The following is an 18,840-nucleotide window of genomic DNA, read 5'->3' on the forward strand; positions in this document are numbered from 1 at the left end:
TCTGTGCGCCATCGCGAGCAGGCGCGCTCCCACAATTTTGATTCGGGATGTTTGATATTTCAGGTTGCCCCACGCCGCCGTTCTGGTATTTGATTGAAAGCCCTTCCAACCGGCAAAAGGATTTCCTCATGAGCTACCGCACGCTGGGTCAATCGGGTTTGCAGGTGTCCACCCTGACCCTGGGCACCATGATGTTCGGCGAACAGACCAGCACCGAAGATTCCCTGCGGATCATCGACAAGGCCTGGGACCAGGGCATCAATTTCATCGACACCGCCGACGTCTACACAGGCGGGCGCTCGGAAGAAATCGTCGGTGAAGCGATCGCCGGCAACCGCCACGAATGGGTGCTGGCGACCAAGGTCGGTTTCGGCCCGGCCGACGGTGTGCCGAACCGCAGCGGCTTGAGCCGCAAGCATGTATTCAATGGCATCGACGCCAGCCTGACGCGCCTGGGTACCGACTATCTCGACATCTATTACCTGCACCGCGAAGACCACAACACGCCGCTTGCGGTCACGGTGTCGGCGATTGGCGATCTGATTCGCCAGGGCAAGATCCGCTATTGGGGGCTGTCGAACTATCGTGGCTGGCGCATCGCCGAGGTGATTCGCGTGGCCGACAAGCTCGGTGTCGACCGGCCGGTGATCAGCCAGCCGCTGTACAACATCGTCAACCGCCAGGCTGAAACCGAGCAGATCACCGCCGCGCAAAATTATGGCCTCGGTGTGGTGCCTTACAGCCCTCTGGCCCGCGGTGTGCTCAGTGGCAAATATGCGCCGGACGTGAAGCCCGACGCCAACAGCCGCGCGGGACGTGCGGACAAACGCATCCTGGAAACCGAATGGCGCGTGGAGTCCTTGCGCATCGCCCAGCAGATCCAGCAATACACCCAGGAACGCGGTGTGGGCATCGTCGAATTTGCGATCGCCTGGGTGCTGAACAACAGCGCCGTAACCTCGGCCATCGTCGGGCCGCGCACCGAAGCACAGTGGGACGCCTACACCAAGGCGCAGGCGGTGAAGATTACCGCAGAGGATGAAGCATTTATCGATTCCCTGGTGACGCCGGGGCATGCGTCGACCCCGGGGTTCAATGATGTGAGCCATTTCGTGTCCGGCCGTAAGCCGCATGACGCAATGTTGTAAATATTGATCATCCGGCCAATATTCAGCACAAAAACCACGTATCCTCCGCAGCCCGTTTTATGTACAACCTCGCGAGGACAGCTTGTCAAAAGGTATCGCTTTATCGGTTTCAGCCTCTGTGTTGTTTGCCGTCATGTATTACTACACCTCGTTGCTCAAGCCGTTGAGCGGTGTGGAGATTTTCGGCTGGCGCATGCTGTTGACCGTGCCCTGCATGACGGTGTTCATGCTGGTGTCCGGGGAATGGCGGCGGGTCATCGACCTGCTGCGCAGGATTGGCGCACAACCGAAGCTGATCGGCGGCTTGATATTGTCAGCGGCGCTGCTGGGCGTACAACTCTGGCTGTTCATGTGGGCCCCGCTCAATGGCTACAGCCTCGACGTGTCCCTGGGTTACTTCCTGTTGCCGCTGGCCATGGTCCTGACCGGACGTATTGCCTACGGTGAACGGCTGTCCTACCTGCAAAAAGTCGCGGTGTTCTTCGCCAGCCTGGGCGTGGTCAACGAGCTGTATCAGGTCGGCGGATTTTCCTGGGCGACCCTGGTGGTGGTCATCGGCTACCCCCTGTACTTCGTGCTGCGCAAGTGGCTGAAGGCCGATAACCTCGGCGGGCTCTGGCTGGACATGACCCTGATGCTGCCGATCGCGTACGGGTTCGTGCACGGTGGCGAGCAGGGCTTCGGTGTCTTCGACCAGCACCCGGCATTGGCGTGGCTGATTCCCCTGCTGGGCTTGATCAGCGCTTCGGCGCTGGTGGTCTACATCATCGCCAGTCGCTTGCTGCCGTTCAGCCTGTTCGGGCTGTTGAGTTATGTCGAGCCGGTGCTGTTGCTGGGGGTGGCGTTGTTGCTGGGGGAAAGCATCAAGCCTGGGGAATGGCTGACCTACATTCCGATCTGGATGGCGGTAGTGGTATTGGTGTTTGAGGGGTTCAAGCATTTGATGCGGCAGCGGCGACCTTAAGCGCCGACAAAGCAAATGTGGGAGCGGGCTTGCTCGCGAAAGCGGTGCATCAGTCAACGTTACCAGAGACTGACAGACCACTTTCGCGGGCAAGACCGCTCCCACAGTTTTACAGCGCTGACAAATCAGTCAGTGGACAGCACGCCACGACGCACCTGATCCCGCTCGATCGACTCGAACAACGCCTTGAAGTTGCCTTCACCGAAGCCGTCATCCCCTTTGCGCTGGATGAACTCGAAGAACACCGGCCCCATCAGGGTTTCCGAGAAGATCTGCAGCAGCAGGCGCTTGTCGCCCGACTCGGACGAACCATCCAGCAGGATGCCGCGCGCCTGCAACTCGCCCACCGGCTCGCCGTGGTTTGGCAAGCGGCCTTCGAGCATTTCGTAGTAGGTGTCCGGCGGCGCGGTCATGAAGCGCATGCCGATGCTTTTCAGATGATCCCAGGTCTTGATCAGGTCATCGCTGAGGAAGGCCACGTGCTGGATGCCCTCGCCGTTGAACTGCATCAGGAACTCTTCGATCTGCCCGGCGCCCTTGGACGATTCTTCGTTCAAGGGGATGCGGATCATGCCGTCCGGCGCGGTCATGGCCTTGGAGGTCAGGCCGGTGTACTCGCCCTTGATGTCGAAGTAGCGAATTTCACGGAAGTTGAACAGCTTCTCGTAGAAGTTCGCCCAATAGGCCATGCGACCGCGATACACGTTGTGGGTCAGGTGGTCGATGATCTTCAGGCCAGCGCCGACCGGATGACGGTCAACGCCCTCCAGGAACACGAAATCGATGTCGTAGATCGAGCTGCCTTCGCCGAAGCGGTCGATCAGGTACAGCGGCGCGCCGCCGATGCCCTTGATCGCCGGCAAGTTCAGCTCCATCGGGCCGGTCTCGATGTGGATCGGCTGGGCGCCGAGCTCCAGGGCACGTTTGTAGGCCTTTTGCGAATCCTTGACCCGGAAGGCCATGCCGCACACCGACGGACCATGCTCGGCGGCGAAATACGAGGCGACGCTGTGCGGTTCGTTGTTGAGGATCAGGTTGATCGCGCCCTGGCGATACAGGTGTACGTCTTTGGAGCGGTGGGTCGCAACCTTGGTAAAGCCCATGATCTCGAAGATCGGCTCCAGGGTGTTGGGGGTTGGCGATGCCAGTTCGATGAACTCAAAGCCCATCAGGCCCATTGGGTTTTCGTATAAATCTGCCATGGTTGGCGCCTCATCATTTGTATCAATTAACGAATGTTAGTTGCTAGCAATGCTGAGACCGGTGGGTGGCGCACAGGAGATGCCCCGCACGCTGCGGGCGAGGAAATCACCGTAGATCAATTGGAACCCGAATATCTTCATTGTCGACCCAAGGCTCTGAGGGCGAGGCTTCTGCTGCCAGAAGACGATTATTATTGTATGCGTAACCTGATTCTACACAGCGTAAATCAATTTGTCCGCCTCCTGTATCAAATCCCCTTTTTCTCCCGTCGTGCAAGGGGTTTGTTGCACGGGTATGGGTCGGGCTACCTTGAGCGGCATAAGTGCCCAGGGCCAACTATCCTGCGTCGTACTTGAACTCTTCATGGGAGGCATCACGCCCCGCCAGCATTTGAGAGCCCGACTTCATTGATACAGGTTTCGCGAATGCCACTGAAAACCAAAGCCCGCCAACGCCGCATGAGGGTCGCTGTGACCCTGCTGAGTGGACTGCTCCCGGTGCTGCTGGGTTTTGCCATCCTTCATATGCAGGCCGAACGTGTACTCCGGCAAAGTAGCCAGCAAACCGCTGAAGAAGCCCTTCGCCAGTTCGAACTGATGCTCGACAACACCGCTCAGGCGGCACGCGAGTTGTTGCCGCTGGCTGGCCAAAGTTGCATTGACGTCAACCTGGCGTTGCGCGAGCAGGTCACCAAGCGTCCATTCGTGCGCTCAACCAACCTGCTGTGGGACGACACGATCTATTGCAGTTCCCTGTTCGGCGACTATCACGAAAAAATTGCCTCCGCAGACTATGCCGACGGCCAGTTGTTGTTGATGAAGGGCAACCCGGTCACGCCCGATACCGCGTTGCTGGTTTATCGACTCAGCGAGGGCAAACGGGGCGCCATGAGTACGCTGGACGGTTACCACCTGAGTAATCTCTTGCGCCTGATCGGGCGCCACAAACTGCTGCTGTTGCAAGTAGGCCCTGACTGGCTGTCCGCTGATGGCAGTTTTCATGAAGGCGAGCCGCCCGAGTTCCCCATCGCGCAGAACAGGCTGACTTCTTCGCGTTATCCCTTCAGTGTGCAGGCCGGTTTCCCCAAAGGCGAAGTGTGGCGTTACATGAGCAGTGAATACCCACCCTTGTTCAGCTTGCTAGTGTTCTTCGGTGTTGTTTCCGGCTTTATCGGGCATGTCATACAGAAGCGCTCGTCGTCCCCGACCGTTGAGATGCAACGCGCACTGGACGCGGCGGAGTTCGTACCCTATTTCCAGCCCGTGGTGGATGCGCAAAGTAAACAATGCACGGGGATCGAGGTGCTGATGCGCTGGAACCACCCGAAAGAAGGCCTGGTACGCGCCGACCTGTTCATTCCGTTTGCCGAACACTGCGGACTGATCGTGCCAATGACCCGCTCGATCATGCAACAGACCGCCAAGCTGCTGGCACCGCGCTCGGCGACCTTTGTCGAGCCGTTTCATATCGGCATCAATATCACCGCCGATCATTGCCGCGATCTTGCGCTGGTCGAGGATTGCCGCCAGTTCCTCGGCGCTTTTGTCCCCGGCTCCATCCACCTGGTACTGGAGTTGACCGAACGCAAGCTGATCGAGCCCACGGCCATCACCCATCAACTGTTCGAGCAGTTGCATGAGCTGGGTGTGATGATCGCCATTGACGACTTCGGTACCGGCCACTCGAGCCTGGGCTACCTGCGCCAGTTCAACGTGGATTTCCTGAAAATCGACCAGAGCTTTGTCGCCATGATCGGCGTCGACACCCTCTCCAGCCACATTCTGGACAGCATCATCGAGCTGGCGGCCAAGCTCAATTTGCCCACGGTTGCCGAAGGTGTGGAAACCGCTGAGCAAAGCGACTACCTCACAGCCCACCATGTGAACTACCTGCAAGGTTATCTGTTTGGCCGACCGATGCCTGCGGCAGACTTCATTAATGCATTAAGTGAGCATTAACTAGTGGCCTTTAGCAGCGCACCGCCCGCCCCCTTAGAATCAAGGCACAACTCTTGTTACATGAAGAAAAAGACATGATTTACTCTTGATCAATTAACTACTACAATTTTTCATGCCTGCGCTAGATTGGCAGGTGAGCCATTTATCACCGAGTCGCTTCAAGGCTCTTGGCTTATAGCTTTGTTTGCGGTTGGTATCAGCCAAACACACTATTGGAGTAAAGATATTGTCCAGACTCGCTGAATTTCGTGCAGCTGAAAAAGCCCTTCAAGAGCAACTCAAGCAGCTTGAATCCCTGAAGAACGATGCCGGGCTCAAGAAAGAAATCGAATTCGAGGAAAAGCTCCAGGGGCTGATGAAAACCTACGGCAAGAGCCTGCGCGACATTATCGCCATCCTCGACCCGAACCCGGCAAAATCCGGTCTGCAACAGGCCGCGCCGAAAACCCGCCGCGCTCGCGTGGTCAAGGTTTATCAGAACCCGCATACCGGCGAGCTGATCGAAACCAAGGGTGGCAACCATCGTGGGCTGAAGGCCTGGAAGGAACAATACGGTGCCGCCACCGTTGACTCCTGGCTGCGTGGCTGAACCCTCGCACTGAAAAAACAAAGCCCTGCACATGCAGGGCTTTTTTCATTTCATAGCATCTAAATGCAAGCATATCGGTCGATCAAAACGCTACTTTCGAGGCAACTTTGTGCTTAATCCTTTTGGCTATCTAAAACTCTCGGCACGGGCAGAAATTCGGCGCTTATCGAGACCTGTAACTAAAGTTTCAAGCCGTTACGTGTAGCCTCTATTTCATTCTGACTGGCCTTATAAGCCTGTGCCTGCCCGGCGTAGGAAAGAACGTAGGCCTTATCGGCATCGACGGCGGCGACCAATGTTTGAGACAGTACATGTCGTCCATTTTGCGTGATGGTGCAGGTGGTTTCCAGGGCCGCCAGGCGACTCAAGGTGGCCGAGTGAATCCGGTTGCAGACGCTTTGATAGCCACCCTGGAAAAAGTCCTTCTGCACCGATTTGCGCATCTCCAGCAACACACCTTCCAGGTTCACCTGATGACCGCTTTGCACCCGGGTCATGGTCAGTTCCATCACCATCACCGGCGTGCCTTGCGCATCGTTCTTGACCGCACGCTGGCGACTGACTTCGGCACCCGCCTCTCCCTGGGCAACGTCTTCGACCTGCCAGCCTGGCGGCCAGGTGACCACCGGCTCATCGGCGCAGGCCTGGGTAATGACCGTAAGCACGCCACTCAAGATAATCAACGACCTGCACAATTGAATCATTGCAATCAACACCCAGCCAGTTAGCCCTGAAGTTTGATCCTCGACCGGCGGTCAGGCAATAGCAGACGCTTTGGGTTTGGTGATGTCGCAACCGATGCGTATCATTGACGTCATTCGTTTGCCCCATTTATTTTCCGGAGGGCCCATGAGCCTGCACGAACTGAATACCTTCCCCGGCGTGACCGCACAGCCCGACACCGCCACCCAGAAATTCGTCTTCAACCACACCATGCTGCGGGTCAAGGACATCACCAAGTCCCTGGACTTCTACACGCGCATCCTCGGCTTCTCGCTGGTGGAGAAACGCGATTTTCCGGAAGCGGAGTTCAGCCTGTACTTCCTCGCCCTGGTGGACAAGAGCCAGATTCCGGCCGATGCCGCCGCGCGTACGGAGTGGATGAAGTCGATCCCCGGCATCCTCGAACTGACCCATAACCACGGCACCGAGAACGATGCGGATTTCGCCTATCACAACGGCAATACCGATCCGCGCGGTTTCGGCCACATCTGCATCTCCGTGCCGGACATCGTTGCCGCCTGCGAGCGCTTCGAAGCCCTGGGCTGCGACTTCCAGAAGCGCCTGAACGACGGCCGCATGAAGAGCCTGGCGTTCATCAAGGACCCGGATGCGTATTGGGTCGAAATCATTCAGCCAGCGCCCCTTTAACGCCAGCCGCATGATCGTTCCCACGCTCTGCGTGGTAACGCCTCCTGTGACGCTCTGCGTCACGCTTTTGGGACGCGGAGCGTCCCGGGCTGCATTCCCACGCAGAGCGTGGGAACGATCAACGACGGCCGCATGAAGCGCCTGGCGTTCATCAAGGACCCGGATGCGTATTGGGTCGAAATCATTCAGCCAGCTCCCCTTTAACGCCCCCCGCATGATCGTTCCGACGCTCTGTGTGGTAACGCCTCCTGTGATGCTCTGCGTCACGCTTTTGGGACGCGGAGCGTCCCGGGCTGCATTCCCACGCAGAGCGTGGGAACGATCACCGACGGCCGCATGAAGAGCCTGACGTTCATCAAGGACCCGGATGCGTATTGGGTCGAAATCATTCACCCAGCGACCCTTTAACGCCCACCGCATGATCGTTCCCACGCTCTGCGTGGTAACGCCTCCTGTGACGCTCTGCGTCACGCTTTTGGGACGCGGAGCGTCCCGGGCTGCATTCCCAGCGCCTGAACGACGGCCGCATGAAGCGCCTGGCATTCATCAAGGACCCGGATGCGTATTGGTTCGAAATCATTCAGCCAGCGACCCTTTAACGCCCCCCGCATGATCGTTCCCACGCTGCTGCGTGGGAACCAGCGAAACACAAAAAAACCCCATGATCACTCATGGGGTTTTGTGTTTTCAGCGTCCGGTATTACGCCGGGGCGGAGGTACGGATCAAGTGGTCGAACGCACTCAGGGAAGCCTTGGCGCCCTCGCCCACTGCAATCACGATCTGCTTGTACGGCACTGTCGTCACGTCACCAGCGGCGAAGATGCCAGGCACCGAGGTCTCACCGCGTGCATCGACAATGATCTCGCCACGGGGTGACAATTCGATGGTGCCCTTGAGCCAATCGGTGTTAGGCAACAGGCCGATCTGCACGAAGATCCCTTCCAGTTCCACGCTGCGCAGTTCGTCAGTCTGACGATCCTTGTAGCGCAGGCCGTTCACTTTCTGCCCGTCGCCTGTCACTTCAGTGGTTTGCGCATTGGTGATCACGGTCACGTTCGGCAGGCTGTGCAACTTGCGCTGCAACACCGCATCGGCACGCAGCTGTACATCAAACTCCAGCAGCGTGACATGGGACACAATACCGGCCAGGTCGATGGCCGCTTCGACGCCGGAGTTGCCGCCGCCAATCACAGCAACGCGCTTGCCTTTGAACAGCGGACCATCGCAGTGCGGGCAGTACGCCACGCCCTTGTTGCGATATTGCTGCTCACCGGGAACGTTCATTTCGCGCCAGCGCGCGCCGGTCGCCAGGATCACGGTCTTGGCTTTCAGCTTTGCCCCACTGGCGAATTGAACTTCATGCAGCTCGCCATTCACACCGGGCACCAGCTTGTCGGCGCGTTGCAGGTTCATGATGTCCACGTCGTACTGCTTGACGTGCTCTTCCAGTGCCACCGCCAGTTTCGGTCCTTCGGTTTCTTGCACGGAGATGAAGTTTTCGATGGCCATGGTGTCGAGCACCTGGCCGCCAAAACGCTCGGCTGCGACACCGGTACGAATGCCTTTGCGAGCGGCATAAATCGCCGCCGAAGCACCGGCCGGGCCACCGCCGACCACCAGCACGTCAAAAGCGTCCTTGGCGCTGAGCTTCTCGGCCTGGCGCTCGATGCCGCTGGTATCGATCTTGGCGAGGATTTCTTCCAGGCCCATGCGGCCCTGGCCGAAGTTCACGCCGTTGAGGTAGATGCTCGGTACCGCCATGATCTGGCGCTCATCGACTTCGGCCTGGAACAGCGCGCCGTCGATGGCGACGTGACGGACATTGGGGTTGAGTACCGCCATCAGGTTCAACGCCTGGACCACGTCCGGGCAGTTCTGGCAGGACAGCGAAAAATAAGTCTCGAAGCTGAACTCGCCCTTGAGCGAGCGGATCTGTTCGATCACTTCGACACTGGCCTTGGAGGGGTGGCCGCCGACTTGCAGCAAGGCCAGCACCAGGGATGTGAATTCGTGGCCCATCGGGATGCCGGCGAAACGCAGGCTGATATCGGCGCCTGGGCGATTGATCGAGAACGATGGCTTGCGTGCGTCATCACCGTTGTCGAGCAAGGTAATCTGGGTGGAAAGACTGGCAACGTCTTTCAGCAGTGCGAGCATTTCCTGGGATTTCGCACCGTCGTCGAGGGAGGCAACGATCTCGATCGGTTGGGTGACCCGTTCCAGGTACGATTTCAACTGGGCTTTAAGATTGGCGTCCAACATACGGGCGATTTCCTTTTTCTGATTCATTTGGAGCAGACATGAAAAAACGCCCGAGCGAATCTCGCCCGGGCGTTTTTATTGGGCGGTGCAGCTTGCTTAGAAGGTGCGGAAGTCCGCCCTGATGAAGCGCGTCACAGACTTAGATCTTGCCGACCAGGTCCAGGGACGGCGCCAGGGTGGCCTCGCCTTCTTTCCACTTGGCTGGGCAAACCTGGCCCGGGTGAGCAGCGACGTACTGGGCCGCCTTGATCTTGCGCAGCAGCTCGGAAGCGTCACGGCCTACACCGCCGTCGTTCAGTTCAACGATCTTGATCTGGCCTTCAGGGTTGATCACGAAGGTGCCACGGTCAGCCAGGCCAGCTTCTTCGATCAGCACGTCGAAGTTGCGGGAGATGGCGTGGGTCGGGTCGCCGATCATGGTGTACTGGATCTTGCCGATGGCTGGCGAAGTGTTGTGCCAGGCAGCGTGGGCGAAGTGGGTGTCGGTGGAAACGCTGTAGATCTCGACGCCCAGCTTCTGGAAGGCGTCGTAGTTGTCAGCCAGGTCTTCCAGCTCGGTTGGGCAGACAAAGGTGAAGTCGGCCGGGTAGAAGAACACCACGGACCACTTGCCTTTCAGGTCGGCGTCAGAAACTTTTACGAAGTCGCCGTTTTTGAATGCGTCAGCTTTGAAGGGTTTAACTTGGCTGTTGATGATAGGCATCGTTGACTCTCCGTCAGGGGTTAAGAAGTTGATGGAGAGAACTTTACCCACTCGACGGACGGTTGGCTCATTGGCAAACCTCATGCCGCTGATTGGCTTTCGCTATTAGCCAACGGTATTAATAGAAGCAAACCGAATTTACGACTCCACAGGCTTTTCCGCGAGACGGGCCATGCCGGGAAACGGACTGGCTTCGATGTAGCGCATGGCGGATTTGATGTCCTTCCAACCGACGTAGCTCATCAACGATTTCAGATCCCAGCCACTTTGATGTGCCCACGAGGCAAAACCGCGGCGCAGGGAGTGGCTGGTGTAGTGCTCGGCGGATATGCCTGCGCGCCCCAACGCCTGGCGCAACAACGGGATCACGCTGTTGGCGTGCAAGCCCTCCTCGCTCAAATGCCCCCAACGGTCGATGCCTCGGAACACCGGGCCGCGAACCAGCGCGGCCTCGGTGATCCAGTCGATGTAGGCCTGCACCGGGCACAAGCGCTGCAACGCGGGAGTCTGGTAGGTTTTGCCGAGGTTTTCCCGGTCGCTCTTGCTGCGAGGCAAGTACAGCGTGATGCCAGAACCCGCGCTCGCTTGCACGTGCTCGATCTGCACGCGGCATAGCTCATCGCTGCGAAAGCCACGCCAGAAACCCAGCAGGATCAACGCCATGTCGCGCCGGGCACGCAGCAATCCAGGTCGATCCCCTTGCTGCCTGGCGGTTTGCGCCTCCAGCTCGAGCCAGGCCACCACTTGCTCCAGATGCTGAAGTTGCAGCGGCTCGGCCTGTTTTTCCTGGGCCGGATGCAACGCCCGAATGCCCTTGAACACCTTGCGCACCACCGGCGCCTTGGTGGGATCGGCAAAACCCTGGCTGGTGTGCCACTGCGCGAGCGCCGACAAACGCAGCTTCAAGGTGTTGATCGACAGCACACCCGCATGCGCCACCAGATAGCGCGCCACACTGTCGCCGGTCGCTGGCAGGAAGCCGCCCCAATTCACCTCGAAATGCTCGATGGCCGCCCGATAGCTACGGCGGGTGTTGTCGCGCGTGGCGGCTTGCAGGTAACGGTCCAGCTCGGTCATGGGCTCGCCTCTCTAATGCGTACTGCTTTTGCGGACCAAAGAACCGCAAAACCCTCATCACATGGGGTAATACCAGTATATCCCGTATCAGGTTAATCGGATATCCAGCGTAATCCAAAGAGTGGTACAATGTGTATATACGTGGTACGTACCACACAGTAAAAACGCAGGAGTTCTCATGGCCCGTGTCGGCGTGAATAAACAAGTGGTGCAAGCGGCGCGGTTGGCGATCATTGCCCGTGGCGAAAACCCGAGCATCGATGCCGTGCGCATCGAAATGGGCAATACCGGTTCGAAAACCACGATCCATCGCTATATGAAGGAGCTCGAGGACAGCACCCCGGACACTGACGAGACACCGTCCGAGCCGATCGACGACGAATTGCTGGCCCTGGTGACGCGCCTGGCGCAACGACTCAAGGAGCAGGCGCAGGAACCGATCGACCAGGCCCGCGAACAGTACGAGCAGCAACGCAAGGCGCTGGAAACCCAGCTGCATCAAGCCGAGCAAGCCAATACGCAATTGCAGCAGCACTACGAACTGCAAAGCCTGGCACTGACCCAGGAATCCGAGGCACTGCAAACCACGCGCTCACAGCTTCAGGGCGAGCAAACCCGCAATGCCGGGCTGAGCCAGGCACTGGCGGATTTCGAACTGCGCTTGAAAGACAAGGACGAGCAGATTCGCTCGCTCGAAGAGAAACACCTGCACAGCCGAGACGCCCTTGAGCACTATCGCAATGCGGTCAAGGAGCAGCGCGAGCAAGAGCAACACCGCCACGAAGGTCAGGTGCAGCAACTGCAGATGGAGTTGCGCCAGGCACAGCAAAGCGCCTTGGTGCGCCAGGACGAAATTACCCAGTTGCACCGCGACAACGAACGCCTGCTGACCGAGAATCGCGGCACATTGCGTGAGCTGAGCCTGTTGCAAGAGCAGCTCAAGCAAAGCAATAGCCGCCAGGATCAACTGCTTGACCAGGCCACTCGCGTCGATAGCGAACGCACCCTCCTCCAGGAACGCCTGCGCGTCGCCATGCTGGAAAGCCAGGCACTCAAACAAAGCGTCGAGGAGCAGTCGCAGGTCAACAAGTCACTGGAGATCGAACTGCTGAAAACCCAGGCGGACCTGGAAGAAAGCGTTCGCCTGGCAGCTGCCGTTGCAGCAGCGCCAGGCGCAGCCAAAGACGATTAACCGCCGACCGGTGTACGCAGGGTGACAAACTCTTCGGCGGCCGTCGGGTGCACGCCGATGGTTTCGTCGAAGTGGCGCTTGGTGGCGCCAGCCTTCAAGGCGATGGCCAGGCCCTGGACGATTTCGCCAGCCTCCGGACCGACCATGTGACAGCCCAGCACCTTGTCGGTCCGGGCGTCCACCACCAGCTTCATCAGCGTGCGCTCCTGGCATTCGGTCAGCGTCAGCTTCATCGGCCGGAAGCGGCTTTCGAAGATCTGCACTTCATGGCCGGCGTCCCGCGCCTCTTCCTCGGTCAGGCCCACAGTGCCGATGTTCGGCAGGCTGAACACCGCCGTCGGGATCATCTTGTAGTCCACCGGGCGATACTGCTCAGGCTTGAACAAGCGTCGCGCCACCGCCATGCCTTCGGCCAGCGCCACGGGTGTCAGCTGCACCCGACCGATCACATCACCCAAGGCCAGGATCGAAGGCTCGGCCGTCTGGTACAGGTCATCCACCTCGACGAAGCCTTTCTTGTCGAGCCTCACCCCGGTGTTTTCCAGCCCCAGATTGTCCAGCATCGGCCGCCGACCGGTGGCGTAGAACACGCAGTCGGCCTCCAGCTGCCGGCCATCCTTGAGCGTCACCTTCAGACTGCCATCGGCTTGCTTATCAATACGCTCGATGTCTGCGTTGAATTGCAGATCCATGCCGCGCTTGGTCAGCTCTTCCTGCAAATGCTTGCGCACGGACCCGTCGAAGCCGCGCAGGAACAGTTCGCCGCGGTACAGCAGCGTGGTCTGGGCGCCAAGGCCGTGGAAGATCCCGGCGAATTCGACGGCGATATAACCACCGCCCACCACCAGCACGCGCTTGGGCAGCTCTTTGAGGAAAAACGCCTGGTTGGAGCTGATCGCGTGCTCGTGCCCGGGAATCTCCGGAATCTGCGGCCAGCCGCCGGTGGCGATCAGGATGTTTTTAGCCGAGTGGCGCTCGCCATTGATCTCGACGGTATGCGGGTCGACGATCTTGGCGTGGCCTTCGTGCAACGTCACGCCACTGTTGACCAGCAGGTTGCGGTAAATGCCGTTGAGGCGATTGATCTCGCGGTCCTTGTTGGCAATCAGCGTCGCCCAGTCGAACTGCGCCTCATCGAGGCTCCAGCCAAACCCCGATGCCTGCTCGAAATCCTCGGCGAAGTGCGCGCCGTAGACCAGCAGCTTTTTCGGTACGCAGCCGACGTTCACACAAGTACCGCCCAGGTAGCGACTCTCGGCCACGGCCACTTTCGCGCCGAAACCGGCAGCAAACCGAGCCGCCCGCACACCGCCAGAACCGGCGCCAATCACATAAAGGTCAAAATCGTAGGCCATTTTCAATCTCCTCGGCAGGTGAACAGCATACCTGCGGACGGCCGTTGAGCAAGCGTTGCGCTGAGATGCTCGGGACGCGCGATGCGCGGCCCAATCTTGTTTTCGATCAATGCCCCTTTGCAGATTGCGTTTTCGGTGTCCGCAGAGTGTGCCAGGCAATCAAAATCGCCATGAGTGCCAAGCCGGATGTCACCCACGAAACCAAACCGATTCCACCTTTGAATGCCCTTCCCGCCTGCGCCATCAATTCCCTTGCTTGACCACCCGATAACTCTGCCGCCACATGATAGGCGCCAGACAGCGTCTCACTTGCCAGCATAATCTGCATTTCGTTCAGGAACCCCGGAAGCTGCAATGCACCGCGATAGTAGGCGGTGACAACACCGCCGAGCACTGTCGTCCCCAAAACTACGCCCACTTCATAGGCCGTTTCGCTAATGGCCGACGCGGCGCCCGCCTTTGCTGGTGGTACAGCTGACAAAATCACATCATTGGACACCGTCGCGATCGCGCCCACGCCAATGTTCAGCAAGGCAAAAGCCACCACTAGAACGGTCAGGCTACTGCCCATGCTGGCGACCAGCAAAAACGCCGCTCCCGCAAACGCCATCAAAATCGGTATCAGCACATGCACCTGTAATCGCTGTGCGACAGGCACGACCGCCATCCCCACGACAATCGCCATGACCTGACCAGGCACCAACGCGAGGCTGGCACTCAAGGGCGACATCTGAAGAACGATCTGCAGGAACTGAGTGGTAAAGAATACGAAGCCGACGAGAAACGCGAGACTCATCAAATTGATCACGACGGAGCCGCTAAAGGTGCCACTGCGGAATAGAGTCAGGTCCATCAGCGGCACTGGCAGACGTAACTGTCGACGCACAAACATCCAGCCCGCTACTGCGCCTACTGCAAATGCTGTCAGCGCCATCCAGTCGATACCATTACTGGCGCTGTGTTTAATGCCATAAACAATGGCACCAAGAGCGAACATCGATTGCAGGATGCTTATCGGATCCAACGGTCCAGAAGTATCTCGCTCGGATTCGGGCAACAACAGCGGCCCCAACACCAGCAATGGCACCAACACGGGCACCGCCAACAGGAAAATCGACCCCCAACTGAAGAATTCCAGCAACACTCCTCCCACCAAAGGACCGAGTGCCGAGCCGACCGTCAACGTCGTTGCCCAGATCGCGACTGCTAGTCTGCGTTCTTCTCGGTCCTCGAACACCGATCGTATCAACGCTAACGTTGAGGGCATCAACATCGCACCGAAAACGCCTATACAAGCTCGCCCGGCAATCAGCTGCGTGGCGGTATCGGCATACGCGGTTAGCACCGACACAATCGCAAAACCCAAGGACCCGGCCAACAACAACTTACGATGACCGACTCGATCTCCCAGACTACCCATCGACACCAGCAACCCCGCCAATACCAGCGAATAAGCATCAATCATCCACAACTGCTGGCTAGCGCTCGGACGCAGGGCCTCGGCAATCTTTGGCAACGCAAATCCAAGCACCGTATTGTCAACTGTCACCAGCAATACAGGCAGCATCAGCACGCTTAGGCCTAGCCAACGCTTTGATCTCGCTCCGCGGTGAGCCGCCTCATTTATTAATGCCATGGGTAAAACTCCTTACTGCACACAAAAAATTCACGGGACATTTTCGTTGCACCCGTGAAGCGTTTCCTACGCACTTCCTTGGCGAGGATTTAATCAGTTCAGCAATGAAAAAATGTGCTGACAATCGACGGCTCCAGAATTCAAACGACTGCCCAATGTACTTGAAACGCCTTGTAGGTCACGTCTGAACTCGTCGTAATCCTGATTACGGACATTTTTCATCAAGCGTTCCATCCCCTCCATCAGCGCAGCGCGTTGATGGCTGGCCTGGTCATTTTCTAACTGTATGTCCCAGTAGACTTCAGGTGGATTCACCAGAACCCGGGACAATAACGCCATCATTGTGCGCATTGGAGGCGGCATCACCTCAAGAGCGCTTTCCAGATCTAGCGAAGACCTTGCCAACGCTAAACCGAACCCGAGAATTGCGGCATGGGGCAGCGCCTGACAGAGCGCCATGAGTTCATCATGGGCCACCGGCGTCATTCGTTTTACCTTCATCCCAGCCCCCATCAGGTGTTGCTCAATGAAGGTCGAAGGCGAGTCGCCGTCTTCTAGGCAAATTGCGACGGTGCGCCCCTGAACGGAGAGCTTGGGTGAAAACATCGGATTGACACCGACGAAAGGCTGCTGACACGAGGTATCCTTCAATGCTCTGTAAAATGGCTCCTGAACAGAGCAAGTCGGTATGAACACAACATCGCTCGAAACGGAGCCAACTACCCATGGTATTGCCCGGATAGCCACGTTTTCGGGCAGCGCAAAGACCACTGCAACTGCCCCTTGGAAGATGTGCTCGGTGTTGCTGAACGGGCTTGTGACATCAACTTCATAGAGGCCAATTTTCTGTTCCGAAGGCCTGCGATCCACCACCCGAATATCGTATCCATATTGCATAAGAATGCGGCTGATCAACGAACCAACCAAACCCGCCCCACCCAATACAACAACCGTTTCGCTCATCATGATTCGCTCCCTGCGACAAAACTGTAATAAGGCACGCTAGCTTTGACCAAAGTTTCTTCAAGCTCTTGCTGTGGATCGGAGTGGGCAACAATTGCGCCACCAATTCCAAATTTCGCCTCGCTACCCTGCAGCACTGCTGTTCGGATGACGATACTCAGTTCTGCTCCACCACTAAAAGATAACCAACCTAATGCACCTGAGTAGACACCGCGGGCAGAAGACTCCAATACGTCAATGATTTCCATCGTGCGTTTCTTCGGAGCTCCCGTCATTGAGCCGCCCGGGAAACAGGCTCGAATAGCTTCGATCGTTGAAACATCCGAGCGAAGGTGCCCACGAACCGTTGAGACCAGTTGGTGAACCGAAGAAAAGCTTTCCACTGAGAAAATCTCAGGAACATGAACGCTCCCTGGACGACACACTTGATTCAAATCATGGCGCACCAAATCGACAATCATCAGGTTTTCGGCCCTGTCCTTGGCCGAACTGCATAGCTCATCCCGCAGTATTTGGTCCTCTGTGAATTGTTCACTACGCGGCCTGGTCCCCTTGATCGGTCTGGACTCTATCAATCCGCTGTCGTCAATTCTGAGAAAGGTTTCGGGCGAAGCGCTCAATACTGAAAATCCTTCAAACGAGAGGTAGGCGCCGTAGGGGACTGGGCTGGCCTGGCGCATTCGCCGATAAGCACTCAAAGGCGCACCGCCGTACGCCATTTTCGCCCTGTTGGTCAGACAGATCTCATACGACTCTCCATCAGTGATGTACTTGAGAGATTGATTGATCTTACTTATGTAATCACCTGGCCCATCCTCGAGCGAGAGCTTCAGCTGATCTACAGCACCTGGAATAAACGTACTGCAATGACCAGCTGACTCATCATTACGATCAAGAAAATCAGGTAAGGACGGCCAAACAACAGCATCGCCAGTAGCAGTCATCATGCATTCATAGGTCTTGTCTTCATGATGATCAAAGACAAAGAAATGCGGTGCAAACATGAATGAAGCATCCGGATAAACCGAACGATAGGTTTTGTGTCCACCCGCCAGTGCTTTCAACTCGTAACCGAGGTAGCCGACAAAACCACCCTTGAAAACAAACGGCAAGTACTGAGGGGTTGCCACCTGCACGGCTTCGAAGATCTGTGCAGTCAGCGTAAAAAAGTCTCCTTTGATACTTTTTTTACCTTTGGGGCCCTCAAGCTTCAGGCACTCATCGTTGACATCGTACTCAAGCCTTATCGCTCCTTGAGCCTCCCCACTACCCATGATCGAGTAGCGGGCATTAGGTCTTTCCGACTTCTCGCTGTCTAGCCAAAAAGCATAATGATCATCTGCATAGAGCGATGAAAATACTGATTGTGGATCCGTGCATTCGGAAAACTCGCGATAGGCAAGCTGCATATTCAGCATCCCCCCTACTGCGACGTATGCGTTTTTTGACGACGTACATTCCATGCCGGACTCTAAGCGAGTTCTAATGCTGTCGTTATGTTCTAGCGCCATGCGTATGAAGTTGCTCAATAGCGCATGGCCATATTCTGAATCGATAGATTCAGGGTGAAACTGGACCCCCCAAACCGGTCTGGTGACGTGTTCGATTGCCATGACCACACCTTCAGACGTCCAGGCCGTACATTGGAGCTCTGCTGGTAGGCTTGTACACATCAACGAATGGTATCTGACCACTTCGAACTGATCCGGCAAATCGCGAAAGAGCCCTTTACCTGAATGAGTAATGCGACTGCGATAGCCATGCACAGGGTGGGGAGCGTGCCCCACGGTCCCCCCAAGAAATTGAGCGATACCTTGGTGTCCCAGACAAATACCGAGCAGCGGGACAGGGGAATGGAGGATGACGTCACCGCAAACACCGAAATCCCCCTCATCTCCGGGGTGCCCTGGACCAGGCGACAGCACTACAGCGTCATATTTTTCGATGCCCAATGCATCATACCGAATGGTATTTTTGACTACATCTGCGCAAATGCCTGTCACCTCATACAAATACTGAGCAATGTTCTGGGTGAAGGAGTCGAAGTTATCAATCAGCAATATTTTCATGAGGGTTGCCTCGGGGCCAGACACTGATTGATCAGGACGTCTTCCTGGATACAGGTCTCTTCTATAATCAGTTTGAATATCGACTCGGTGTATTCTGGCCTCAATCCCACCGCCTCCGATCTAGTCTTAATCATATCGAGCACGTAGGAAATTCGTCCGGGTTGCATCATCGCAATGCCATGGACGGCTTTGAGCTCGGCAATGTCCATACACACCTTCATTCGCTCAGAAAGCAGGTCGACAACTTGCAAATTTATCAAGTCAAGCCGCTCCCGCTGCGGCTGCAAAATGTTAGACGTGCCTGTCTGAGATAACTGTCCCTGTCGCTTCATCTTTTGCACCTCCGTTA

The 18,840-nt window shown here is 57.2% G+C and carries 16 protein-coding genes and 3 pseudogenes; 9 read left to right on the forward strand and 10 right to left on the reverse strand.

What is annotated here, in order from left to right; all coding sequences use genetic code 11:
- Positions 1-128 precede the first annotated feature (128 nt).
- On the forward strand, positions 129-1,148 hold the full coding sequence (locus NQL71_RS24825) for an aldo/keto reductase (RefSeq protein WP_166619769.1): 1,020 nt from the start codon (positions 129-131) through the stop codon (positions 1,146-1,148).
- Between the two features lie 82 nt (positions 1,149-1,230).
- Positions 1,231-2,112 carry an EamA family transporter RarD gene (gene rarD / locus NQL71_RS24830; protein WP_077183280.1) on the forward strand — a complete coding sequence of 294 codons (882 nt, stop codon included), beginning with the start codon at positions 1,231-1,233 and terminating at the stop codon, positions 2,110-2,112.
- Positions 2,113-2,237: 125 nt separating this feature from the next.
- Here rarD and hppD read toward each other — a convergent pair whose 3' ends face one another.
- Positions 2,238-3,314 (reverse strand): 4-hydroxyphenylpyruvate dioxygenase, encoded by a 1,077-nt coding sequence (gene hppD / locus NQL71_RS24835; RefSeq protein ID WP_046820065.1) that lies wholly within the window; start codon positions 3,312-3,314, stop codon positions 2,238-2,240.
- A 426-nt stretch (positions 3,315-3,740) separates the two neighbouring features.
- On the opposite strand from hppD, the gene NQL71_RS24840 reads away from it, so the two are divergent.
- Together NQL71_RS24840 and NQL71_RS24845 are read left to right on the forward strand one after the other, a co-directional pair.
- Complete coding sequence (locus NQL71_RS24840; RefSeq protein ID WP_046820066.1) at positions 3,741-5,273, forward strand: EAL domain-containing protein; 1,533 nt, start codon at positions 3,741-3,743, stop codon at positions 5,271-5,273.
- Positions 5,274-5,499: 226 nt separating this feature from the next.
- Positions 5,500-5,862, forward strand: coding sequence for a histone-like nucleoid-structuring protein, MvaT/MvaU family (locus NQL71_RS24845; protein ID WP_008065377.1), 363 nt, complete (start codon positions 5,500-5,502; stop codon positions 5,860-5,862).
- Positions 5,863-6,041: 179 nt separating this feature from the next.
- Here the strand turns inward: NQL71_RS24845 and NQL71_RS24850 are convergent, their stop codons facing one another.
- Positions 6,042-6,566, reverse strand: coding sequence for a DUF4946 domain-containing protein (locus NQL71_RS24850; RefSeq protein ID WP_046820068.1), 525 nt, complete (start codon positions 6,564-6,566; stop codon positions 6,042-6,044).
- Between the two features lie 145 nt (positions 6,567-6,711).
- On the opposite strand from NQL71_RS24850, the gene gloA reads away from it, so the two are divergent.
- The 4 genes and pseudogenes from gloA to NQL71_RS24870 form a co-directional block, all read left to right on the forward strand.
- Complete coding sequence (gene gloA, locus NQL71_RS24855) at positions 6,712-7,233, forward strand: lactoylglutathione lyase (RefSeq protein WP_046820069.1); 522 nt, start codon at positions 6,712-6,714, stop codon at positions 7,231-7,233.
- Between the two features lie 117 nt (positions 7,234-7,350).
- Positions 7,351-7,437 (forward strand): annotated as a pseudogene (locus NQL71_RS24860) (lactoylglutathione lyase); the annotation flags it as partial.
- A 117-nt stretch (positions 7,438-7,554) separates the two neighbouring features.
- A pseudogene (locus tag NQL71_RS24865) lies at positions 7,555-7,641 on the forward strand (lactoylglutathione lyase); the annotation flags it as partial.
- A 98-nt stretch (positions 7,642-7,739) separates the two neighbouring features.
- Positions 7,740-7,832 (forward strand): annotated as a pseudogene (locus NQL71_RS24870) (lactoylglutathione lyase); the annotation flags it as partial.
- Between the two features lie 101 nt (positions 7,833-7,933).
- Here NQL71_RS24870 and ahpF read toward each other — a convergent pair.
- The 3 genes from ahpF to NQL71_RS24885 form a co-directional block, all read right to left on the reverse strand.
- Complete coding sequence (gene ahpF, locus NQL71_RS24875; protein ID WP_046820070.1) at positions 7,934-9,496, reverse strand: alkyl hydroperoxide reductase subunit F; 1,563 nt, start codon at positions 9,494-9,496, stop codon at positions 7,934-7,936.
- 139 nt (positions 9,497-9,635) lie between these two features.
- The gene (ahpC, locus tag NQL71_RS24880; protein ID WP_007975937.1) at positions 9,636-10,199 is read right to left on the reverse strand and encodes an alkyl hydroperoxide reductase subunit C; all 564 of its coding nucleotides are present in this window, start codon (positions 10,197-10,199) and stop codon (positions 9,636-9,638) included.
- A 138-nt stretch (positions 10,200-10,337) separates the two neighbouring features.
- Positions 10,338-11,276, reverse strand: a complete 939-nt coding sequence (locus NQL71_RS24885) for a site-specific integrase (RefSeq protein ID WP_274643511.1) — start codon at positions 11,274-11,276, stop codon at positions 10,338-10,340.
- 178 nt (positions 11,277-11,454) lie between these two features.
- On the opposite strand from NQL71_RS24885, the gene NQL71_RS24890 reads away from it, so the two are divergent.
- Positions 11,455-12,468: a DNA-binding protein gene (locus tag NQL71_RS24890; RefSeq protein ID WP_274643512.1), complete on the forward strand. Its 1,014-nt coding sequence runs from the start codon at positions 11,455-11,457 to the stop codon at positions 12,466-12,468.
- Here the strand turns inward: NQL71_RS24890 and gorA are convergent.
- From gorA to NQL71_RS24915, 5 genes are all read right to left on the reverse strand, one after another.
- The gene (gene gorA / locus NQL71_RS24895) at positions 12,465-13,823 is read right to left on the reverse strand and encodes a glutathione-disulfide reductase (protein WP_274643513.1); all 1,359 of its coding nucleotides are present in this window, start codon (positions 13,821-13,823) and stop codon (positions 12,465-12,467) included. The two genes, NQL71_RS24890 and gorA, sit on opposite strands and share 4 nt — an antisense overlap.
- 106 nt (positions 13,824-13,929) lie before the next feature.
- On the reverse strand, positions 13,930-15,390 hold the full coding sequence (locus tag NQL71_RS24900; protein WP_201343632.1) for an MFS transporter: 1,461 nt from the start codon (positions 15,388-15,390) through the stop codon (positions 13,930-13,932).
- A gap of 162 nt (positions 15,391-15,552) precedes the next feature.
- Positions 15,553-16,425: a prephenate dehydrogenase dimerization domain-containing protein gene (locus NQL71_RS24905; RefSeq protein ID WP_274643514.1), complete on the reverse strand. Its 873-nt coding sequence runs from the start codon at positions 16,423-16,425 to the stop codon at positions 15,553-15,555.
- A complete protein-coding gene (gene pabB / locus NQL71_RS24910) occupies positions 16,422-18,491 on the reverse strand; it encodes an aminodeoxychorismate synthase component I (RefSeq protein ID WP_274643515.1) in 2,070 nt (689 codons plus the stop codon). Before pabB ends, NQL71_RS24905 begins: the two co-directional genes overlap by 4 nt.
- On the reverse strand, positions 18,488-18,823 hold the full coding sequence (locus NQL71_RS24915) for a chorismate mutase (RefSeq protein ID WP_046820077.1): 336 nt from the start codon (positions 18,821-18,823) through the stop codon (positions 18,488-18,490). Before NQL71_RS24915 ends, pabB begins: the two co-directional genes overlap by 4 nt.
- Between the last annotated feature and the right edge of the window lie 17 nt (positions 18,824-18,840).

It is taken from the genome of Pseudomonas serbica (assembly GCF_028823535.1).
In the GTDB taxonomy this organism is placed as follows: domain Bacteria; phylum Pseudomonadota; class Gammaproteobacteria; order Pseudomonadales; family Pseudomonadaceae; genus Aquipseudomonas; species Aquipseudomonas serbica.